The 21,597-nt window shown below is 44.5% G+C and carries 18 protein-coding genes and 1 riboswitch; of the genes, 15 read left to right on the forward strand and 3 right to left on the reverse strand.

The genetic code is table 11. The features are described 5' to 3' along the window. Nucleotides 1–129 precede the first annotated feature (129 nt). The 9 genes from dapF to RDS42_RS03290 all read left to right on the forward strand — a co-directional run bounded on the left by dapF (nt 130) and on the right by RDS42_RS03290 (nt 11,319). Complete coding sequence (dapF, locus tag RDS42_RS03250) at nt 130–960, forward strand: diaminopimelate epimerase (RefSeq protein WP_308782372.1); 831 nt, start codon at nt 130–132, stop codon at nt 958–960. A gap of 201 nt (nt 961–1,161) precedes the next feature. After that, nucleotides 1,162–2,287, forward strand: a protein-coding gene (gene prfB / locus RDS42_RS03255) for a peptide chain release factor 2 (RefSeq protein ID WP_308782355.1) whose coding sequence is annotated in 2 segments (ribosomal slippage) — nt 1,162–1,224 and nt 1,226–2,287 — 1,125 coding nt in all. Because the reading frame shifts where the segments join, the coding sequence is not laid out codon by codon here. Between the two features lie 154 nt (nt 2,288–2,441). Beyond that, nucleotides 2,442–2,894 (forward strand): ACT domain-containing protein, encoded by a 453-nt coding sequence (locus RDS42_RS03260; protein WP_308782356.1) that lies wholly within the window; start codon nt 2,442–2,444, stop codon nt 2,892–2,894. Between the two features lie 73 nt (nt 2,895–2,967). Beyond that, nucleotides 2,968–4,182: a homoserine dehydrogenase gene (locus RDS42_RS03265; protein WP_308782357.1), complete on the forward strand. Its 1,215-nt coding sequence runs from the start codon at nt 2,968–2,970 to the stop codon at nt 4,180–4,182. Nucleotides 4,183–4,305: 123 nt separating this feature from the next. Beyond that, entirely contained in the window at nt 4,306–5,517 is a 1,212-nt protein-coding gene (locus tag RDS42_RS03270; RefSeq protein WP_308782358.1) for a cofactor-independent phosphoglycerate mutase, read from the forward strand. Continuing rightward, nucleotides 5,511–6,719, forward strand: a complete 1,209-nt coding sequence (locus RDS42_RS03275; RefSeq protein WP_308782359.1) for an aspartate kinase — start codon at nt 5,511–5,513, stop codon at nt 6,717–6,719. The genes RDS42_RS03270 and RDS42_RS03275 overlap by 7 nt, the downstream gene beginning before the upstream one ends. A gap of 142 nt (nt 6,720–6,861) precedes the next feature. Beyond that, complete coding sequence (locus tag RDS42_RS03280; RefSeq protein WP_308782360.1) at nt 6,862–8,091, forward strand: hypothetical protein; 1,230 nt, start codon at nt 6,862–6,864, stop codon at nt 8,089–8,091. 152 nt (nt 8,092–8,243) lie between these two features. Continuing rightward, entirely contained in the window at nt 8,244–9,107 is an 864-nt protein-coding gene (locus RDS42_RS03285) for a DUF975 family protein (protein ID WP_308782361.1), read from the forward strand. 58 nt (nt 9,108–9,165) lie between these two features. Continuing rightward, nucleotides 9,166–11,319, forward strand: a complete 2,154-nt coding sequence (locus RDS42_RS03290; RefSeq protein ID WP_308782362.1) for a Tex family protein — start codon at nt 9,166–9,168, stop codon at nt 11,317–11,319. Nucleotides 11,320–11,415: 96 nt separating this feature from the next. On the opposite strand, the gene RDS42_RS03295 is transcribed toward RDS42_RS03290, so the two are convergent. The 3 genes from RDS42_RS03295 to RDS42_RS03305 all read right to left on the reverse strand — a co-directional run bounded on the left by RDS42_RS03295 (nt 11,416) and on the right by RDS42_RS03305 (nt 14,215). After that, nucleotides 11,416–12,210: an ABC transporter ATP-binding protein gene (locus tag RDS42_RS03295; RefSeq protein WP_308782363.1), complete on the reverse strand. Its 795-nt coding sequence runs from the start codon at nt 12,208–12,210 to the stop codon at nt 11,416–11,418. After that, nucleotides 12,203–13,129, reverse strand: coding sequence for an ABC transporter permease (locus tag RDS42_RS03300; RefSeq protein WP_308782364.1), 927 nt, complete (start codon nt 13,127–13,129; stop codon nt 12,203–12,205). The genes RDS42_RS03295 and RDS42_RS03300 overlap by 8 nt, the downstream gene beginning before the upstream one ends. 123 nt (nt 13,130–13,252) lie before the next feature. Beyond that, nucleotides 13,253–14,215, reverse strand: a complete 963-nt coding sequence (locus tag RDS42_RS03305) for an ABC transporter substrate-binding protein (RefSeq protein WP_308782365.1) — start codon at nt 14,213–14,215, stop codon at nt 13,253–13,255. Nucleotides 14,216–14,525: 310 nt separating this feature from the next. Between RDS42_RS03305 and RDS42_RS03310 the strand changes: the two genes are divergently transcribed. The 6 genes from RDS42_RS03310 to RDS42_RS03335 form a co-directional block, all read left to right on the forward strand. Then, nucleotides 14,526–15,698 carry a BMP family ABC transporter substrate-binding protein gene (locus tag RDS42_RS03310; protein WP_308782366.1) on the forward strand — a complete coding sequence of 391 codons (1,173 nt, stop codon included), beginning with the start codon at nt 14,526–14,528 and terminating at the stop codon, nt 15,696–15,698. Between the two features lie 190 nt (nt 15,699–15,888). Continuing rightward, complete coding sequence (locus RDS42_RS03315; RefSeq protein ID WP_308782367.1) at nt 15,889–17,421, forward strand: ABC transporter ATP-binding protein; 1,533 nt, start codon at nt 15,889–15,891, stop codon at nt 17,419–17,421. Beyond that, the gene (locus tag RDS42_RS03320) at nt 17,421–18,497 is read left to right on the forward strand and encodes an ABC transporter permease (RefSeq protein ID WP_308782368.1); all 1,077 of its coding nucleotides are present in this window, start codon (nt 17,421–17,423) and stop codon (nt 18,495–18,497) included. The genes RDS42_RS03315 and RDS42_RS03320 overlap by 1 nt, the downstream gene beginning before the upstream one ends. 12 nt (nt 18,498–18,509) lie before the next feature. Further along, nucleotides 18,510–19,490: an ABC transporter permease gene (locus RDS42_RS03325; RefSeq protein ID WP_308782369.1), complete on the forward strand. Its 981-nt coding sequence runs from the start codon at nt 18,510–18,512 to the stop codon at nt 19,488–19,490. 50 nt (nt 19,491–19,540) lie between these two features. Next, a riboswitch (FMN riboswitch) is annotated at nt 19,541–19,700 on the forward strand. Nucleotides 19,701–19,948: 248 nt separating this feature from the next. Beyond that, on the forward strand, nt 19,949–20,584 hold the full coding sequence (locus RDS42_RS03330; protein WP_308782370.1) for an ECF transporter S component: 636 nt from the start codon (nt 19,949–19,951) through the stop codon (nt 20,582–20,584). Between the two features lie 121 nt (nt 20,585–20,705). Then, on the forward strand, nt 20,706–21,597 hold an 892-nt coding region (locus tag RDS42_RS03335; protein WP_308782371.1), incomplete at its 3' end, for a hypothetical protein.

Consider the following 21,597-nt stretch of genomic DNA (forward strand, 5'->3'; position numbering starts at 1 on the left):
AGCATTTTTTGCAATGTATTTGGCATTTTATCCTATATACATAGAAAAAATATCAGATATAATGATAAGAAAGAAAATCGTAAACCATGGGTGAAAGAGAGGTTTTTTGATATGGCAGACTGCATTACAATGATAAAATATCAGGGACTTGGGAATGATTATCTTGTGATAGATCCAAATAGGAATCGTGTACAGCTTCAGGGGAAAAAAATTGCACAGATGTGTCAGAGAGGTTTTGGACTGGGGGCGGACGGCGTTCTTTATGGTCCGGTGGAGATTAATGGAAAAATTGGTGTGCATATTTTTAACGCCGATGGAAGTGAGGCTGCCATCAGTGGTAATGGTGTACGGATTTTTGCAAAATATCTGATGGATCAGCAGTATGTAAAGGAAAAGAAATTCAGCATAGAGACACTTTCCGGCCCCATTGAGGTGGAGTGCCTGAATAACCGTGCAACAGAGTTTCGCGTAAATATGGGAAAAGCTTCTTTTGTATCCAGGGAGATCCCGGTTACAGGAGAAATCCGTGAGGTTATTAATGAGAATTTTACTTTTCATGATAAAGAATATAAAGCTACCTGTCTGACCGTAGGAAATCCTCATTGTATTATTTTTATGGATAAGGTAGACGAAAGGACTGCCAGAGCCCTGGGACCTTATGTGGAAAATGCAGATGAATTTCCTGAGAGAATGAATCTTCAGATCTGCCGGAAGATCGATACAGGAAATCTGGATATTGAAATCTGGGAAAGAGGCTCCGGTTATACCAAAGCATCCGGAACGGGAAGCTGTGCAGCTGCGGTTGCAGCTTATCGTCTGGGGCTGGTAGAGAGCCGTGTGAATGTGAACCAGCCGGGAGGAATGATTCAGATCGATATCAGCGATAACGGGGATATCTATATGACAGGAAGCGTAGGTTATGTGGCGGATATGAGAGTGGCAGAGAGCTTTTTCTCCTGAAGGAAAAATATTTCTGCGGAAATCTCTATGTTTTGGAGGAGTTAAAAAGAATCCTGCTGTAGCCATGAAAGAAAAAGGGAAGTCTGTGCATAGTTTATGCACGGCTTCCCTTGCAGTTTTTTCGTAATTATGGTATTCTAGGAACACTTGAAACATGCAGAAACTGCAGGTTTCAATAATATATAGAAAGAAGGTGAAGCTGTGGTTGAATTAGATCAGTTCAAGAGTATTCTTGCAACATACACAGAACCATTAGTGGAAGTGAGGGATTCACTTTGACCTGGCTAACAAAGAAAAGCGGGTTGAAGAATTAGAGCGCGAAATGGAGGCGCCTGATTTCTGGGATGACGCAGAGGTTTCCCAGAAAAAAATGAAAGAATTAAAGAGCATGAAGGACGATATGGAAACCTATCATAATCTGATCACACAGATGGATGATATGGAAACCATGATCGAGATGGGCTATGAGGAGAACGATCCGGATCTTATTCCTGAGATTCAGGAGATGCTGGATGAATTCCGTACATCATTTGATAATATCCGTGTAAAAACTCTTCTGTCAGGCGAATATGACAGCGAAAACGCCATTATCAAGCTGAATGCCGGAGCCGGCGGAACAGAGGCCTGTGACTGGTGTGGAATGCTGTATCGTATGTACAGCCGCTGGGTAGACCGCAAGGGATTTACGATGGAGGTACTTGATTATCTTGATGGAGATGAAGCCGGAGTAAAATCCGTTACTTTCCAGGTAAACGGAGAGAATGCCTACGGTTATCTGAAGTCAGAGAAAGGAGTCCATCGTCTTGTGCGTATTTCACCGTTCAATGCTGCAGGCAAGCGCCAGACATCATTTGTATCCTGCGATGTCATGCCGGATATCAAAAAAGATCTGGATGTAGAGATTAATGATGATGATATCCGTATCGACACTTATCGAAGCAGCGGTGCCGGCGGACAGCACATCAATAAGACCTCTTCTGCAATCCGTATTACGCATTTTCCGACAGGAATCGTGGTGCAATGCCAGAATGAGCGTTCTCAGCATATGAATAAAGATAAGGCTATGCAGATGCTGAAGGCAAAACTCTATCTTTTGAAACAGCAGGAGGCAGAGGAGAAACTTTCAGGTATCCGCGGCGAGGTGACGGACATCGGCTGGGGCAATCAGATCCGTTCTTATGTCATGCAGCCGTATACCATGGTGAAGGATCACCGTACAAATGAAGAAACCGGAAATGTGGATGCAGTGATGGACGGCGGAATTGATCTGTTTATCAATGCATACCTGAAATGGATCGCTCTTTCTAAAAAACCGGAACAGAGCTGATCGGCGGATTCCATTTTCCTGAATCTGCAGGAATAAAAAATACTTGCAGACTATAGTCAGGTGTGATAACATATCCCTCGTAGGAAAACATGTGTCCTTATGAAGCGGACACCCCCTGCGAGGGATTTTCTTTTATCATATAGGGGAGAGGAATATGGAAAAAACATCAGAAAAAAACAAATACTTTGTAGTAAAGGAACGGGCAGTTCCGGAAGTACTTTTGAAGGTTGTGGAAGCCAAACGGCTTCTGGATTCCGGAAAGGTACAGACAGTACAGGAGGCTTCAGAGCAGACAGGTATCAGCCGCAGTTCTTTTTATAAATATAAAGATGATATTTTTCCCTTTCATGATCAGGCAAGGGGAAAGACAATTACTTTTATCATACAGATGGATGACGAGCCGGGACTTTTGTCAGCAGTGCTTCATACCATTGCGCGTTTTCACGGAAATATCCTGACGATCCATCAGAGCATTCCTATTAACGGAGTGGCAACTCTGACTCTTAGCGTGGATATTCTTCCCGGACAGGGCGATGCGGAAGCCATGGTAGAATTCATCGAAAAAATTGAAGGAATCCATTATCTGAAGATTCTTGGCCGGGAATAACCGGAAATACAGGCAAAAGAAATAAGGCTGCTGTGGACAGCAGCAAAATAAGAAACATACAGGGGAGGAAGAAATGGTAAATATAGCAGTATTAGGATACGGCACTGTTGGAAGCGGTGTGGTAGAGGTTATCAACACAAACCATAAAAGCATCAATAAACGTGCAGGAGCTGAGATCAATATCAAATATGTTCTGGACCTCAGGGATTTTCCGGGAGATCCGGTACAGGATATTCTGGTTCATGATTATGAGATCATTGCAAATGATCCGGAGGTAGATATCGTAGTAGAGGTTATGGGTGGAATTGAGCCGGCTTATACTTTTGTAAAGCGTGCACTGGAATCCGGCAAAAGCGTATGTACCTCCAACAAGGCTCTGGTTGCAAAGCATGGTCCTGAACTGATGGAGATCGCAAGAGAAAAAGATATTAATTTTCTGTTTGAAGCAAGCTGCGGAGGCGGAATTCCCATTATCCGTGCATTAAATTCCTCTTTGACAGCCGATGAGATTGATGAGATCACAGGAATTCTCAATGGAACTACAAACTATATGCTTTATAAAATGAGTACAGAAGGTTCTGCGTTTGATGAGGTTTTGAAGGAGGCGCAGCAGAAAGGCTATGCAGAGGCTGATCCGACTGCTGATGTGGAAGGATATGATGCATGCCGTAAAATTGCAATCTTATCTTCTCTGGCATATGGTAAGTTTTTGAATTACGAGGAGATTTATACAGAAGGCATTACGAAGATCACACCGGAGGATATGGAATACGCAGCAGAGCTTGGAATGACTATTAAACTTCTGGCTACCAGCCGCAAAGTTGGTCAGGACTCTTTCTACGCTATGGTGGCTCCGTTCCTTCTCAGCAAAAAGAGTCCATTATTTAGTGTAAATGATGTGTTTAACGGTGTATTTGTACATGGAAATGTTCTGGGTGACGCAATGTTCTATGGAAGCGGGGCAGGCAAGCTCCCTACGGCAAGCGCTGTAGTAGCTGATGTGGTAGATGAAGCTAAGCACCTTCATAGAAATATTATGACAAACTGGACAAGCACACCTCTTCATCCTGTGGAAATGGATGACGTGACCGGAAGATTTTTCGTAAGAGTCAAAGGCGCTACTGTAGATCAGGTAGAAGAAGTGTTCGGAAAAGTTGAAATCGTAAATCTGAAGAAATTCCCGGGAGAATTTGCCTTTATCACTCCTGCTATGAAACAGGGAGAATATAAAGAAAAAGTGGCAGAATTCAATGGTAAAGTGGTAACCATGATCCGGGTGAAAGACTGAACCGAACAGTGAGGAGGAAATCCCTAAGGGATACCTGTATGTCCGGCCGAACCGGACAGTGAGGAGGAAATCCCCAAGGGGATACCTGTATGTCCGGCCGAACCGGACAGTGAGGAGGAAATTATGAAATATGTTGTGGTTTTAGGAGATGGAATGGCAGACTGGCCAATAGAAAGCCTGAACGGAGAAACCCCTCTTTCCTGTGCAGAAACTCCCTGCATGGATGCACTTGCAAAGGTATCTGAGATTGGAATGGCAGCCACTATTCCGGAAGGAATGGCGCCGGGAAGCGATACGGCAAATCTTTCTGTTATGGGATACGATCCCAGGAAATATTACACAGGAAGATCGCCGCTGGAGGCTTTGAGCATTGGCGTGGATATGAAAAACAGTGATGTGGTGTATCGCTGTAATCTTGTAACATTGACGGAAGAGGATATACCTTACGAAGAGCAGAGAATCCTGGACCACAGCTCAGGTGAAATAAGTACAGAAGATGCAGATATTCTTTTAAAGGATGTGTGCAGAGAGCTGGAAAATGAAAATTATCATTTTTATACAGGAACCAGCTATCGCCACTGCCTTGTGTGGAACAACGGAAAAGTGCTGGAATTGACACCGCCTCATGATGTGCTGACGCAGAAGATCGGTTCCTATCTTCCAGATGAGGAACGGCTTCTCTATATGCAGAAGAGAAGTTATGAGATTCTGAAAGAGCATCCGTTGAACAAAAAAAGAAAAGAACAGGGTCTGAATCCTGCCAACAGTCTCTGGTTCTGGGGGGCAGGAACAAAACCGATCCTTACTTCTTTTGAGGCAATTCATCATAAAAAAGGTGTTATGATCTCTGCAGTAGATCTTTTGAAGGGAATTGCCGTAGGCGCTGAGATGGACCGCATCGTCGTGGAAGGAGCTAATGGCGGTCTTCATACAAACTATGAAGGAAAAGCCCGGGCAGCGGTGGATGCACTGACAAAAAAGGGATATGATTTTGCCTATATCCATGTAGAGGCTCCGGATGAAATGGGGCATCAGGGAAGTGTGGAACGTAAGATCCAGGCAATTGAGTACCTTGACCAGAGACTGATACGACTGGTAAAAGAAGGACTGGATGCGGCAGGTGAGGATTATCGAATGCTGATCCTTCCGGATCACCCTACACCTGTAAAGGTGCGAACTCATGTAGCGGAGCCGGTTCCCTATCTTTTGTATGACAGTACCGCACCGGAACAGCACGACTGGCATTATAATGAAAAAGAAGCTGCAGACAGTGGAAAGACAGTCAGTCACGGCTGGGATATGATGAAATATCTTTTCGGAGGAGAATTATGTTAATTGTAAAGAAATTCGGAGGAACTTCTGTGGCCAACAAGGAGCGTATCTTTAATGTTGCCCGCAGATGTATAGAAGATTATAAAAAAGGAAATGATGTGGTGGTTGTACTTTCTGCAATGGGAAAGTATACAGACGAGCTGATATCTATGGCTGCAAACATCAATGAGAAGCCGCCGAAAAGGGAGATGGATATGCTGTTTACCATAGGTGAACAGATGTCTGTGGCTCTTATGAGCATGGCTATGGACAGTCTGGGCGTTCCGGCTGTATCTCTTAATGCATTTCAGGTTGCTATGCATACTACAAGCGTTCATGGCAATGCCCGTTTAAAAAGAATTGATACAGAACGTATTAAAAGGGAACTGGACAGCCGTAAGATTGTTGTAGTTACCGGTTTTCAGGGAATTAACAAATATGATGATTATACTACACTTGGCAGAGGCGGATCTGATACTACGGCAGTTGCTCTGGCGGCAGCTCTTCATGCGGATGCCTGTGAAATCTATACAGATGTAGACGGCGTTTATACCGCAGATCCACGCAAAGTTCCTACAGCCCGCAAGCTGAAGGAAATCACCTATGATGAGATGCTGGATCTGGCAACGCTGGGAGCAGGTGTGCTTCATAACCGTTCTGTGGAAATGGCAAAAAAATATGGAGTGCCTCTTGTTGTGCGCTCCAGTCTGAATACAAGTGAAGGAACTGTTGTAAAGGAGGAAGTAACAGTGGAAAGAATGCTGATCAGCGGTGTGGCGCTGGATACAGATGCAGTAAGAGTTGCGGTGATCGGACTTAAGGATATTCCGGGAATGGCATTTAAGCTTTTTGATGTTCTTGCAAAGAGAAACATCAATGTGGATGTAATCCTGCAGTCTATCGGACGTGCAGGAACAAAAGATATTTCCTTTACCGTAGATGGTAAGGATCTGGATGATGCGGTGGCAGTTCTGGAAGAACATCAGGCAAGACTTGGATATAAGGAGCTTCATTCTGAGAGAAATATTGCCAAGCTGTCGATTGTAGGTGCTGGAATGATGAGTAATCCGGGCGTGGCAGCCAAAATGTTTGAAAGTCTTTATAATGAGGGAGTAAATATCAATATGATCTCAACCTCAGAGATCCGCGTTACTGTTCTGATCAATGAAAAAGACGGCATCCGTGCTATGAATGCAGTTCACGATGCGTTTAATCTGGCAGACTGATAAAAATCAGAATCGAGCCCATTTCGAAATGATTTCGGAGTGGGCTTTTTGTATGATTCTTACATATAAATGTGCGAAAAAGCTGGAAATTTTGTGAAAATTCGTATATAATAAGTAAAAAATGACCAATGGAGGATAATCTATGAGAAAAAAATATCTGGCTTTTTTACTTGCAGGATGTATGAGTTTGAGTTTTTCAACAGCTGCATGGGGAGCTGAGGAACCTGAAGATCCTGCACAGACAGAGACATCTTTGGATACAGCAGGAGAGACAGAAGGGAATCCGCTGCAAACAGATGCAGAGCTTGGTACAGATATTTATGGATATCAGATAGAATATGCAGGAAATCTTATCCAGCTGCCAATGACTTATGACGATTTTACAGCTATGGGCTGGACTCTGAGTAAAAATGACAGTCCGGATACCATGATTTCTACAGGTTCCTATGGAATGGCTACATTTAATAATGGAGAAGTCAGTGCCTATGCTGATATGATTAATTTTGGAATTAATGAGGCACCTCTTTCCGATTGTCTTGTAGGAGGGATTAAGCTTGATCTGGCATGGGGAGATATAGATCTGTCCAGTCTTACAGTGAAGCTTCCTGGCGGGCTTGTTATGGGAACTTCCAATATAGAAGATATCAAGGCAGCATATGGAGAGCCAAGCGATACCTATGAAGGCGATCTTTATACAAAAATGACTTACCAGCAGGATTCCTATCAGAGAGCAGAGCTGTATGTATACAAAGAAGAAAATACCCTTCTTCAGGTTGATCTGCGGAATTTTAAAGAACCGGAAGATTTTGATAAAGGCAGTGTCAGCACAGAGGTTCCGGATATTGTAAGCAATTATAAGGCTCCGACAGCTTTGGGCGGTGATTTTATGGAGCCCGATGTGGAATTTATGGGAAGTCTTTACAGACTTCCGGCTCCGGTTTCCGCATTTCTTGATAATGGATGGGTAATGAAGGATGTTGCAGAGGATGCATTCCTGGAAGGCGGAGGTCTGGAGTTTATTGAAATGATGAAAGAGAATCAGACAGCTCGTTTTTCTGTTTATAACCTTACGGAAAATGCCACGTCCATTGAAAACTGTTTTGTGACAGAGCTTTCCTTTGGAAGCTACGATCCGGAGATTCTGGAGCTGAAGCTTTCAGAAAACATTACTCTGGGGGCAGACAAAAATGAATTGCTCACTAAAGCTTCAGAGAGAGGATATCTGTATGATGACAAGGATAATTATCTGACTATCTATCCGGACAAAGATTCCAAGCTGGATCATTATGTGGAATTCTGGTTCAATGAAGATGAAAGTACCACTCAGGCAGCCAGTATTACAATTCACCATGAACTGACAGAGACACCATAACCGTACAGCAGTAGTTTTTAACCGCTTATCCATTTTTACGGGTAAGCGGTTTTTCCTGATGGCGGAAGAAATAATAAGAAAAAGATATCGACACTTGTATCAAATCGTGCTAAAGTATCTAGATAGCAGTAGAAAGAGAGTGAGGAACGGTAATGAATGGAAACCGAAGATACTGGAAATCCTATGCAAAAGAATTTTTGCAGGGTAAATGGGGACTGGCTATTGTTGGAATGATGGCGGCTCCTCTTATGAATACGATCGGAATGGCAGTAACAGGAAGACTTTTTCCGGGAACTGCATTTCTTGCGTGGATACTTGGAGAAATTTTTCTTCTGATCGTTTCATTGTTGTCGATGATTGTCAGTACGGGTTATAATTATATGCTTCTGAACATGGCGAGAGGCAGGGAATACAGAGTAAGCGATCTTTTCTGCATGTTCCGGAAGGGCTCGGATGGTATTCTGGTAGCAGGCTTTATTATCTCTCTGATTGATACCGTGCTGATGATACCTTTTTATTATCTGTCAAATACTACAGTGCCGGCAGGAGAGACCATAGAAGCTCTTTATGCATGGATGAAGCCGATCATGCTCTGTATGCTTGTTGGAACACTTCTGGGAGTGGTGATCAAACTGCCTTTTTCCATGGCTTTTTATATTCTGGCAGATGAACCGCAGCTAAAAGGAACTCAGGCATTGAAAAAAAGTGCACAGCTGATGAAGGGACATATGTGGAAGTTTTTTATGCTTCAGCTTAGCTTTGTACCCATGATCCTTTTGTCTGTAGTGACATTTTACATTGCGCTTATCTGGGTTATGCCGTATATGCAGGCATCTATGACAGCCTTTTATATGGATGTGACCGGAGAACTGGAGGAGAGACGGAGAAAGCACGCACAGGAAATGGCCAGATGGACTCCGGAAGTCCTTGGATTAACCGGGGAAAACGAAAATTCAGAGGAAATGCAGGAACCTGAGGCTCATCGTACAGGGGATGATTATGACGCAGAGGCATAGGCGCTTTTCCATATGAAGGAGAAAGAGACTGACAGAAAAGAAATAACTGGAGGAAAACATGGATATTATTCAGATAATCACACAGGAGCTTAATGTAGAAAAATGGCAGGTAGAGGCAGCTGTGAAGCTGATCGATGAGGGCTGTACGATTCCTTTTATCTCTCGTTACCGTAAAGAGGCTACCGGATCATTAAATGACGAACAGCTCCGATCCCTTTATGAAAGACTTCTCTATCTGAGAAATTTGGAGGACAAAAAGAACCAGGTTCTTGGAAGTATTGAGGAACAGGGCAAACTGACTCCGGAGCTGAAAAAGCAGATTCAGGAAGCACAGACATTGGTAGTAGTAGAGGATCTTTACCGCCCATACAGGCCGAAGCGACGCACTCGTGCAATTATCGCAAAGGAAAAAGGACTGGAGCCTCTGGCTAATATCCTGATGCTGCAGCTGACAGAGAAAACTCCGGAGGAGGAAGCAGAAGCCTTCGTATCCGAAGAAAAAGGTGTGGCTGACGTAAAGGCGGCTCTGGATGGAGCAAAGGATATTATTGCAGAGCATATTTCTGACGAGGCAGACTACAGGATCTATATCCGTAAACTGACAGTTCAGAAGGGAACCGTGGTTTCTTCCGCTAAGAAGCCGGAGGAAGCTTCTGTTTATGAAATGTATTATGAGTTTGAGGAGCCTGTAAAGAAGCTGGCAGGTCACAGGATCCTTGCCTTGAACCGTGGTGAAAAAGAAAAGATCCTTACTGTAAAGATCAGTGCGCCAGAGGAAGATATCCTCAGGTGGCTGAGAAAACAGGTAATAACCAGAGAAAATCCCAAGACCTCTCCGATTCTGGAAGAGGTTGTAGAGGACAGCTATAAGCGTCTGATCGCTCCGGCCATCGAGCGTGAGATTCGAAGCAATCTTACAGAAAAAGCAGAGGATGGAGCAATTCATGTATTCGGAAAGAATCTTGAGCAGCTTCTTATGCAGCCTCCGATCGTAGGAAAGGTGGTTCTTGGATGGGATCCGGCTTTCCGTACAGGATGCAAGCTGGCCGTTGTGGATGCTACCGGAAAGGTTCTGGATACCACGGTCATTTATCCTACAGCACCTACTTCAGATGCGAAGATCCGGGCAGCGAAGGATACACTGAAAAAGCTGATCCGTAAATACAATATTTCTTTGATCTCTCTTGGAAACGGAACGGCATCAAGAGAATCGGAACAGATCATTGTGGAACTTTTGAAAGAAATTCCAGAGCATGTGTCTTATGTGATCACCAATGAGGCGGGCGCTTCCGTATATTCCGCCAGCAAGCTGGCTACAGAAGAATTTCCTAATTTCGATGTGGGGCAGAGAAGTGCTGCTTCTATAGCCAGACGTCTGCAGGATCCTCTTGCAGAACTGGTGAAGATCGATCCAAAATCTATCGGAGTTGGCCAGTACCAGCATGATATGAACCAGAAAAAGCTTGGAGAGGCTCTTGGAGGTGTAGTAGAGGACTGTGTAAATAAAGTCGGTGTGGATCTTAACACGGCGTCAGCTTCTCTTCTGGAATATATTTCCGGTATCAGCAAGGTGATCGCAAAAAATATTGTTGCCTATCGTGAGGAAAACGGTCGGTTTGAAAGCCGAAAAGAGCTTTTGAAGGTTGCCAAGCTGGGACCGAAGGCCTTTGAACAGTGTGCAGGCTTTACACGTATTACCGGAGGAAAGAATCCACTGGATGCAACAAGCGTTCATCCGGAGAGCTACGAGGCAGCTCAGAAGCTTCTGGAGACAATGGGATTTACTGCAGAGGATATCATGGCAGGAAAGCTTGCAGGAATTTCCCGTAAGATCAAAGACTACAAAAAGCTGGCAGAAGAGCTTGGGGTAGGAGAGATTACTCTTCGGGATATCGTAAAGGAACTGGAAAAACCGGCTCGTGATCCAAGAGAGGAAATGCCGAGACCGGTACTTCGCACAGATGTCCTTGATATGAAAGACCTGAAAGAAGGAATGATCCTGAAGGGAACGGTTCGTAATGTTATTGATTTCGGTGCTTTTGTAGACATCGGAGTTCATCAGGACGGACTGGTGCATATTTCCGAGATCAGTGAAAAATATATCAAACATCCGCTGGAAGCTGTCAGTGTGGGAGATGTGGTAGATGTTCGGGTGCTTGGAGTAGATATGAAGAAAAAACGTATCAGCCTTTCCATGAAAGGAATCAAATAAATAAATATAAGAAGGATTTATGCAGAATGAAGGCTGCCGGAAGCGATCAAGCTCCGGCAGCCTTCATTTTTCAGAAGATGATTTAAGTTTAGGAATTTATCCAAGCAGGGCGGAATCGTTGGAAAATTCCTGTCCGCTTGCTTTTTCAAACTGATCCAGAAGATTTCTTACGGTCAGTTTTTTCTTTTCTTCTCCCTCGATATCCAGTATGATCTTTCCTTCCATCATCATAATAAGACGATTTCCGTGATTGATAGCATCCTGCATATTGTGAGTGATCATCATAGTAGTAAGATGATCGCGGTTTACGATCATATCGGTGATTTCCAGGACTTTTGCCGCTGTTTTAGGATCAAGGGCAGCAGTATGCTCATCCAGAAGAAGAAGCTTGGGCTTTTTCAGAGTAGCCATAAGAAGCGTGAGAGCCTGCCGCTGACCGCCGGAGAGAAGCCCTACTTTGGAAGTAAGACGATTCTCAAGTCCAAGATCCAGAACCTTCAGCAGTTCTTTGTATTCTTCGCGTTCTTTACGAGTGATGCCCTGAAGGAGAGAACGTCTTTTGCCGCGGCGTTTTGCCAGAGCAAGATTTTCTTCAATTCCCATAGTGGCTGCGGTTCCTGTCATAGGATCCTGGAATACACGGCCAAGGTATGCTGCTCTTTTATGCTCAGAAAGTTTGGTTACATCTGTTCCGTCAATGAGGATCTGTCCCTCATCTACCAGCCATGTGCCGGCCACCGCGTTCAGCATGGTGGATTTTCCTGCGCCGTTTCCTCCGATGACTGTTACGAAGTCACCTTCTTTCAGGGTAAGGGAAAGACCGTTCAGGGCAAGCTTTTCATTGATGGTGCCGGGATTGAAGGTTTTATATATGTTTTTCAGTTCAAGCATTTGTATTACCTCCGCGTTTTGTCGGTTTTGCAAAATATTTTGCCTTCCAGTACGGAACAGCAAGGAAGACAGCTACCACAAGGGCAGACAGCAGTTTCAGAAGATCCGTGTCAATTCCCATCCAGATCACAGCCTGAAGGACAAGATAGTAGAGGATGGAACCCAGAGCTACGCTGAAAAGGCGGAGGGCAAAATTTCGGAAGATTTTGCCAAAGATGGCTTCTCCGATGATTACGGCAGCAAGTCCGATGACAATTGCACCGCGTCCCATATTTACGTCTGAAAATCCCTGATACTGTGCCAGAAGAGCACTGGAAAGAGCCACAAGACCATTGGAGATCATAAGTCCCAGTACCTTGCTGAAATCGGTGTTGATGCCCTGTGCTCTGGACATATTTGGATTACAGCCGGTGGCACGGAGGGAACAGCCGATTTCTGTTCCGAAGAACCAGTACAGGATGGCGATGAGCGCCACGATAAAAACTGCAACGATCAGGATGGTGTTCTGATTCAGGGGAACGCCTTTTACATTGCGAAGAGACACCAGAAGATCATACTTGCTGGCATTGACAGCCTGATTGGCTTTTCCCATAATCTTCAGATTGGCGGAATAAAGTCCAAGCTGAGTCAGGATACCTGCAAGGATAGCAGGGATGCCCATGACAGTATGAAAAATTCCGGTTGCAAGTCCTGCCAGCATACCGGCGCCGGTAGCGGCCAGCATGGACACCCAGATATTGTGTCCGCTCATAAGCATCATAATGCAGACGGCGCCTCCGGTACACATAGTACCGTCTACTGTCAGGTCGGCCACATCCAGAATGCGGAAGGTAAGGTATACGCCGATGGCCATGATGCCCCAGATCAGTCCCTGGGCAGCGGCTCCCGGCAGTGCGTTGATCAAACTCATAATTTCCATTGGGATTCCTCCTGTGTAACATAACCAGCGAGAAAGGAGATTCCTTTCCCGCTGGTTATGGTTCGTATATCATATATTTTATAGGGGATTGCTGTGGTTAATAAGGTACAGATGTCGTTTTTATTATTCGGCACTGATGGCTTCGTAATCATCCGGAACTTCGATTTCAAGCTCTTCGCAGATTTCCGGATTATATTTCTTGGTAAAGTTCGGAGCGTATTCCACAGGCATTTCTGAGATATCGGCTTCGCCTTTGAGAACCTTGACTGCCATTTTTCCTGTGGCAACACCGAGATCATAGTAGCTGATGGAAAGTGTGGCAACTCCGCAGCCGCTGCAGATACCTTCTTCACCTGCAATTACCGGAACCTTTTCCGGAAGGCAGATATTGTTGATAATTTCTGCGTTGGATGCAGCTGTATTATCTGTGGGTACATAGATCACATCACTTTCGGAAGCTGCTGTGGTAGCCACTGAAGAAAGATCATTGGAATCGGAAAATGCATAAAATTCACAGGTATAACCAAGCTCTTCCAGAGCTGCTTTTACCGTATCTACCTGATACTGGGAATTTGCCTCAGCGGAACAGTAGAGAAGTCCTACATTTTCTGCATCCGGAAACAGCTCATTAAGCATTGCTGCCTGCTGGTCAAGAGGAGCAAGGTCAGCGGTTCCGGAAACATTGGTTCCGACTGTGCCGTCAAAATCATCCAGATCAAGGGCAACACCGTACTCTGTAACCGAGGTTCCAAGAACGGGGATATCTGCTGTGCCGGAAGCTGCAGCCTGAAGAGCGGCAGTGGCATTTGCCAGTATCAGATCTACATCGTTGGAAACAAAGCTGTTGATGATGGTAGCACAGGTATTGGAATCTCCCTGGGCATTCTGCTCATCGAAAGTTACTTTGTCACCGAATTCATCTGTAAGAGCATCTTTAAAGCCCTGAGTAGCCGCGTCAAGAGCTTCGTGCTGAACCAGCTGGCAGATTCCCACATTGTAAGAATCATCTGCAGCCAGAACACTGATGCTGCTCATTCCTGCAGCCATAGCTGCAGAAAGAATAACTGCTAAAATCTTTTTTTTCATATTCTATATCCTCCTCTTAAATGGCTTTTTGTAAATTCCATTTTTATTCATGTGACTTTTACAGTATAACGCTTTAACGCCGCAAAGTCAAGAAGTGTGATGAAAAATAAAAGAAAAATATAGGCTGAAAAATATTTGTTAGGCTGAAAAAATAGTTAGAATTGTCTGATTGTATTGACAATTTACGCTGTTTTCGCTATTATTAAGGTAGTTTCAAAGAGGCGGGACCCGATGGTGTTGTGCCTCTTTATGTTTCATAAAATGTGCATCCCGCAGAAATGAAACCTTGCGGAGAATGGAGGAAAACAGGATGAAAAAAGCATTAGCAGTTGGTCTTGCGGCAGCTATGGCAGTTTCTATGACTGCTCCGGTATACGCTGAAGGCGAAGGAGTTGCCAAGGAAGATCTGAAGATCGGTATCATTTATATCGGTGATGAGAATGAGGGCTACAGCGCAGCTCATATGGCTGGTATTGATGAGATGGTAAAGAATCTTGGATTGGAAGATTCCCAGGTGATCGAAAAAACTCTGATCGGTGAGAACGAGGCATGTTACGATGCAGCAGCTGACCTGGCTGACCAGGGCTGCCAGATCGTATTTGCAAACAGCTTCGGACATGAGACTTATATTCTTGAAGCAGCAGGTGAGTATCCGGAGGTTCAGTTCTGTCATGCAACAGGAACTCAGGCAAAAGCAAGCGGACTTGAGAACATGCATAACTATTTTACTAATATTTATGAATCCCGCTATGTATCCGGTGTTGTGGCAGGACTTAAGCTGAACGAAATGATCGAGGCAGGCGAGATCACAGAAGACAAGGCGAAGATGGGTTATGTAGGCGCTTTCCCATATGCAGAGGTTATCTCCGGATTTACTTCTTTCTATCTTGGCGCTAAGAGTGTATGCCCGTCTGTTACCATGGAAGTAAAATATACAAACAGCTGGGCAAGCTTTGACCTTGAAAAAGAGTGTGCAGATGCTCTGATCTCTGACGGCTGTGTTCTGATCAGCCAGCACGCAGATACAACAGGCGCTCCGACTGCATGTGAAGCGGCAGGCGTTCCATGTGTAGGCTACAATATTGATATGACATCTGTTGCTCCGAACACTGCTCTTACTTCCGCATCTATTAACTGGGGCGTATATTATACATACGCTGTACAGAGCATGATCGATGGAACACCAATCGATGTTGACTGGTGCAAGGGATTTGCAGAAGGCGCTGACAAGCTTACAGAGCTCAATGAGAAGGTAATTGCAGAAGGAACAGAAGAAAAGGTAAAAGAAGTTGAGGATGCGATCATTGATGGTTCTCTCCATGTATTCGATACCTCTACATTTACTGTTGACGGCGAAGAAGTTACCACTTATGAAAAAGACGGAACAGAATATGTATCTGACGGATATTTCCATGAGTCTGAATATGCTTCTGCACCGGCATTTGATCTGGCAATTGATGGAATCACATCTATCGTAGAATAAGACATACAGATGGCGGAGCTGCTTGTCAGCAGCTCTGCTTTTTTGTATGATGGATTATTTTCATATTCTCCATTATACAAAAAAGCAGAGCAATCTGCAGTAAGTCCCTCAGGAATTGAGGGATTTCGAAGCGGATTTATCCGCTTTATTCTGAGAAATACCATGCAGTACATAAAAGGAGGGGACAGAAGTGGGAGAAAATTATGCTCTTGAGCTGAAGCAGATCACCAAGCGCTTTGGTTCTGTTCTGGCAAATGACCATGTGGATCTGACACTGAAAAAATCAGAGATTCTGGCAATCCTGGGAGAAAATGGAAGTGGAAAGACTACATTGATGAATATGATCTACGGTATTTATTATCCGGATGAGGGTCATATACTGGTAGACGGAAAAGAAGTATCTATACGTTCGCCAAAAGATTCACACAAGCTGGGTATCGGAATGGTACATCAGCATTTTAAACTGGTAGATGTTCTTACCGCGGCGGAAAATATCATCCTGGGACTTCCTGGAAAAGCTATGCTGAACATGAAAAAGGTTACGGCAGAGATCCAGGCTCTTGTAAATAAATACGGATTTGATATCGACCTGTCACAGAAGATATACGAAATGTCTGTTTCTCAGAAACAGACGGTGGAAATTGTTAAAATGCTGTACAGAGGAGCCAGGATATTAATCCTTGACGAGCCTACTGCGGTTCTTACACCTCAGGAAGCGGACAGACTTTTTGATATTCTGAGAAATATGAGAGACGACGGATGTTCGATCATTATTATTACGCATAAGCTTCAGGAAGTGCTTGCACTTTCGGATCGTGTTGCTATTCTCCGCAAGGGAAAATATATTGATACTGTGGAAACGTCAAGCGCCAATGTTCAGAGCCTTTCTGAGATGATGGTAGGTGCAAAGGTAGATCTGGATATCGATCGCCCGGACCCTGTAGATCCTCAAAAACGTTTGGAGATCAAAGGGCTTACCTGTAAGGACAAGGAAGGTGTTAAAACTCTGGATGATGTGGATCTTGTAGTCAACAGTGGTGAGATCCTTGGAATTGCCGGAATTTCAGGAAGTGGTCAGAAAGAGCTTCTGGAAGCAGTTGCCGGACTTCAGGCAGCCGAAAGCGGAACAATCCTGTTTACCGATGAGGATGGAAACCAGAAAGATCTGGCAAAAATGGATTCCGTAGAGATTCAGGAACTGGGCGTAAGTCTTGCTTTTGTTCCGGAGGATCGTATCGGTATGGGACTTGTCGGCGATATGGATATGACGGATAATATGATGCTGAGAAGTTATCATAACGGCAAGGGCGGTCTGCTTGACAGGAGAGGTCCCAGACAGCTTGCCACTACGATCAAGGATCAGCTGGAGATCATGACACCGAGTATTTCTTCTCCTGTCCGTCAGATGTCCGGAGGTAATGTACAGAAAGTACTGGTAGGCCGTGAAATTGCCCAGAATCCGAAGATATTGATGGTAGCTTACCCCACCAGAGGAATTGATATCAATTCTTCCCATACCATATATAAGCTTTTGAACGAGCAGAAAAAACATGGAGTTGCAGTGATCTGTGTAATAGAGGATCTGGATGTTCTGCTAGCTCTTTGCGACAGGATCGCCGTTCTCTGCGGCGGAAAGATCAGTGGTGTGGTAAATGGAAGAGCTGCGACCAAAGAAGGAATTGGACTTCTGATGACAAAGCATGAAAAAGGAGGGGAGCAGTAATGAAAAAAGAACCTTTCTTAAAAATGTCCAGGCGTGAAAAGATCAGCTGGCAGAAAAGGCTTATGATTCGTATTGCGGCCCTGATTCTGTCACTTCTGGTCTGTGCGGGTGTGATCTTTCTTCTGGTAAGAATGAACCCCTTTGACGTATATAAGGCTATCTGGGACGGAGCGCTTGGATCAGAGCGCCGTATCTGGATCACTGTCCGTGATACCATGATTCTTCTGTGTATTGCAATCGGTCTTGCACCGGCATTTAAGATGCGTTTCTGGAATATCGGTGCTGAGGGACAGATCCTGGTAGGCGGTGCCTGTGCAGCGGCAGCCATGATCTATGCAGGTGACAAAATGTCTCCGGTACTTCTTCTGGTTGTTATGTTTGTATGCTCTGCGCTGGGCGGTATGATTTGGGGTATGATCCCGGCTGTGTTTAAAGCCTACTGGAATACAAATGAAACGCTGTTTACCCTGATGCTAAACTATGTTGCCATGCAGATTGTAACCTTCTGTATTGTATTCTGGGAGAATCCAAAAGGTTCCAATACAGTGGGAATCATTAATCAGTCTACACAGGCCGGCTGGCTTCCGGAGCTTTTTGGACAGAAGTATGGCTGGAATGTTCTGATCGTGCTGGTATTTACGGTAGTAATGTTTATTTATCTGAAATACAGCAAGCATGGTTACGAGATCTCCGTTGTGGGAGAAAGTGAAAACACAGCCAGATATGCAGGCATCCGGGTGAAAAAGGTTATTATCCGTACTATGGCGATCTCTGGTGCGATCTGCGGCATTGCCGGTTTTGTTATTGTCAGCGGTGCAAGCCATACCATTTCCACAGCTACAGCCGACGGACGTGGATTTACAGCTATCATCGTTGCATGGCTTTCCAAATTTAATACGTTTATCATGCTGGCGGTATCCTTCGGTATCGTATTTATGCAGCAGGGCGCGGTGCAGATCGCAACCCAGTACGGACTGAATGAAAATGCTTCCGATGTTATCCTTGGAATTATCCTGTTTTTCCTGATCGGAGCAGAATTCTTTATTAATTACAAAGTTGAGCGTGCAAAAAAATAGGAGGAAGATGCAATGAGTGTACTTATTATTTTTATTCAAAAAGCAATTGTCCAGGGCATCTGTATTCTTTATGGGGCGCTTGGCGAGATTATGACAGAAAAATCTGGAAACCTGAACCTTGGAATACCGGGAATCATGTATATGGGCGGAATCTCCGGTCTGATGGGAGCTTTCTTTTATGAAAAAGACAATCCGAATCCAAATGCACTGGTGGGAGTGCTGATCTCGCTTTTATGTGCTTTTACGGTAGCGGCTCTGGGCGGACTGATCTACAGTGTACTTACCATTACTCTCAGAGTAAATCAGAATGTAACCGGTCTGGCTCTTACGATTTTTGGTACCGGATTCGGAAACTTCTTCGGAGGATCCATTTCCAAGCTTGCCGGAGGTGTGGGACAGATTTCTGTTAAAGTAACAGGAAGTGCTTATACGGCAAAAATTCCAGGATTATCCAAGATTCCGGTTCTGGGAGACCTTCTGTTCAGCTATGGATTTATGACATACCTGTGTATTATCGTGGCAGTGCTTCTGTCGGTGTTCCTGTTTAAGACAAGATATGGACTGAACCTCCGTGCCATCGGAGAGAATCCGGGAACTGCTGATGCAGCCGGTATCAACGTAACCAAATATAAATACCTTTCCACTTGTATCGGTGCAGGGCTTGCAGGTCTGGGCGGTCTTTACTTTGTAATGGAATACTCAGGCGGAACCTGGACAGACAATGGGTTTGGAGACAGAGGCTGGCTGGCAGTTGCCCTTGTTATTTTTGCACTGTGGAAACCGATTAATGCCATCTGGGGTGCGTTTCTGTTTGGGGCGCTCTACATTCTGTATCTTTACATCCCGGGTCTGGGAAGAAGCATGCAGGAAGTATTTAAGGCTCTGCCTTATGTGGTTACGATCATCGTTCTTGTATTTACCAGCTTCCGTAAAAAGAAGGAGCACCAGCCTCCGGCAGGTCTGGGACTTCCGTACTTCAGGGAAGAACGTTAAAAAAGTATTGCAAATACATTTATACGGCAGTATAATAAAGCATATAAAAGGAAATTCTTCGGGGCAGGGTGACTGTGATCTGCATAAGGCAGAAAGCGGAATTCCCTACCGGCGGTATAGTCCGCGACCCGCTATAAGCGGTTGATCTGGTGACCGGCAGTATCCGGAATTCCAGAACCGACAGTAAAGTCTGGATGAGAGAAGAACACGCTTGCTTTTACGTGCTCAGTGCCCCGGGAATATTTCCCGGGGTTTTTGCTGTTCAGGAAATCATGATATGCTGCAGGAACTTTCCTGAGCGGCAAAACGCTCCACCAGTATACAGCCGGATATATGCGGAATATGCTTTCTTATGGCAGTCTGCGTCCCGTATGCAAAGTGGAGCAACCTGAGAGGAATTTTCTTTGAGAAGAAGGTCGTTATTCAGGACCTTCAAAAAAGAAAAGGAGAGATAAAGTATGAGTGAACAGGTTTTAAGAGGTGGGAACGTAATGGAGAGAAGCCGGACAAGGACATTGACACAGATCGCTATGCTGGGCGCTGTGGCAGGCGTACTGATGAATTTTGAGTTTCCCATTCCGTTTCTGGCTCCATCGTTTTATCAGCTTGATTTTTCGGAGATCCCGGTTCTGATCGGAAGCTTTGCCATGGGACCTGTGGCAGGTGTGGTGATCGAACTGGTGAAGATCCTGGTACATCTTGTGACAAAGGGAACTATGACTGCAGGTGTGGGCGATGTGGCAAACTTTATTTTTGGCTGTGCCTTTGTGATTCCAGCAGGTCTGATCTATCGTTTCCGCCATATAAAAAGCAGAAAACATGCTGTGGAGGGAATGGCAGCAGGAACTGTTCTTACAACTGCAGCTGCCTGTCTGATGAACGCTTTTGTACTTCTTCCGGCGTATGGCAAAGCTTTTGGAATGCCTGTGGAAGCATTTGTTGAAATGGGGGCAGCCGTAAATCCGTCTGTAAACAGCCTGCTTGGGTTTGTGGCAATGATCATTGTTCCTTTTAATCTGTTTAAGTACACACTGACTTCCATGATCGTGTTTTTTATTTATAAAAGGATCCGTGTGATTTTAAAAGGCGACTGAAAATAATATGCTGAAATAAAGGGAAGACAATCAGGGCTGAGGCTTTGGTTGTTTTCCTTTTGGTGAGAAAGGAGAAAAACTTGTCAGCCTCAGACAGGATGACAGGATTCTATGTAAATATATGGTTAAAGCAAAAAAGGCATATTTTCATCTTCCCGGTTTGTTTGAGTTTTATGATCTGTATGGTGTGTTTCTGCCATTATTTCGCGGACACAGAGAATATTTTTACGATTGGTGTGACATAGGCTCTGTATACGGAGCTCCGGCAGATTGTATCTGGGGCGGCGGCCGTGTAGAAGAAGGAGATCATTCTCCCCAGGAGGTTCTGGACTTAATGCGGAAACATGGGATCTCAGCCCGTCTGACCTTCAGTAACTCTTTGCTTCGGCAGGAGCATCTTTCGGATAAAAAATGCAACGCCCTCTGCGGCCTGTTTGAACAAAACGGAAAAAATGGAGTGATCCTTCACTCAGATCTGCTGCTGGAATATCTGAAAATAAATTATCCGGGACTTTATTTTGTTTCCTCCACCACAAAGGTGCTTACTGATTTCCAGGATTTTGTGAAAGAAATAAACAGGGAGGATTTCCTCTATGCGGTACCGGATTTTCGATTGAATAAGGTTTTTGATAAATGGGATACTCTGTCGGAAAAACAGAAAGATAAAGTGGAATTTTTATGCAACGAATGCTGCTGGTTTGGATGCAGAGACAGAAAACATTGTTATGAGGCTGTCAGCAGTAAAAATCTTGGGGAGGACAGCCAGGAGCATTACTGTACGGCTCCTGATGCAGGAAACGGTTACCGTTTTTCCAAGGCAATGGAAAACCCCGGGTTTATCAGCATCAATGATATAAAAAATGTTTACCTGCCGGCGGGATTCTCTAATTTTAAGATAGAGGGACGTGGACTTGGAAGTGCATTGATCCTGGAATTTTTGCTTTATTATATGACAAAACCAGAGTATCATATTCATGTCAGAGAAGAAATTTATTTAGATAATATGCTGGACT

The organism is uncultured Blautia sp. (assembly GCF_902497045.1).
Taxonomy (GTDB): Bacteria; Bacillota; Clostridia; order Lachnospirales; family Lachnospiraceae; genus Blautia_A.

Bases quoted from the DNA above. Each gene is read 5' to 3' on its own strand.
- RDS42_RS03295 (WP_308782363.1), bottom strand. From the start codon at position 12,210: ATGCTTGAACTGAAAAACATATATAAAACCTTCAATCCCGGCACCATC.
- RDS42_RS03310 (WP_308782366.1), top strand. From the start codon at position 14,526: ATGAAAAAAGCATTAGCAGTTGGTCTTGCGGCAGCTATGGCAGTTTCT.
- RDS42_RS03270 (WP_308782358.1), top strand. From the start codon at position 4,306: ATGAAATATGTTGTGGTTTTAGGAGATGGAATGGCAGACTGGCCAATA.
- RDS42_RS03260 (WP_308782356.1), top strand. From the start codon at position 2,442: ATGGAAAAAACATCAGAAAAAAACAAATACTTTGTAGTAAAGGAACGG.
- RDS42_RS03275 (WP_308782359.1), top strand. From the start codon at position 5,511: ATGTTAATTGTAAAGAAATTCGGAGGAACTTCTGTGGCCAACAAGGAG.
- RDS42_RS03290 (WP_308782362.1), top strand. From the start codon at position 9,166: ATGGATATTATTCAGATAATCACACAGGAGCTTAATGTAGAAAAATGG.
- dapF (WP_308782372.1), top strand. From the start codon at position 130: ATGATAAAATATCAGGGACTTGGGAATGATTATCTTGTGATAGATCCA.
- RDS42_RS03325 (WP_308782369.1), top strand. From the start codon at position 18,510: ATGAGTGTACTTATTATTTTTATTCAAAAAGCAATTGTCCAGGGCATC.
- RDS42_RS03320 (WP_308782368.1), top strand. From the start codon at position 17,421: ATGAAAAAAGAACCTTTCTTAAAAATGTCCAGGCGTGAAAAGATCAGC.
- RDS42_RS03305 (WP_308782365.1), bottom strand. From the start codon at position 14,215: ATGAAAAAAAAGATTTTAGCAGTTATTCTTTCTGCAGCTATGGCTGCA.
- RDS42_RS03330 (WP_308782370.1), top strand. From the start codon at position 19,949: ATGAGTGAACAGGTTTTAAGAGGTGGGAACGTAATGGAGAGAAGCCGG.
- RDS42_RS03280 (WP_308782360.1), top strand. From the start codon at position 6,862: ATGAGAAAAAAATATCTGGCTTTTTTACTTGCAGGATGTATGAGTTTG.
- RDS42_RS03300 (WP_308782364.1), bottom strand. From the start codon at position 13,129: ATGGAAATTATGAGTTTGATCAACGCACTGCCGGGAGCCGCTGCCCAG.
- RDS42_RS03285 (WP_308782361.1), top strand. From the start codon at position 8,244: ATGAATGGAAACCGAAGATACTGGAAATCCTATGCAAAAGAATTTTTG.
- RDS42_RS03265 (WP_308782357.1), top strand. From the start codon at position 2,968: ATGGTAAATATAGCAGTATTAGGATACGGCACTGTTGGAAGCGGTGTG.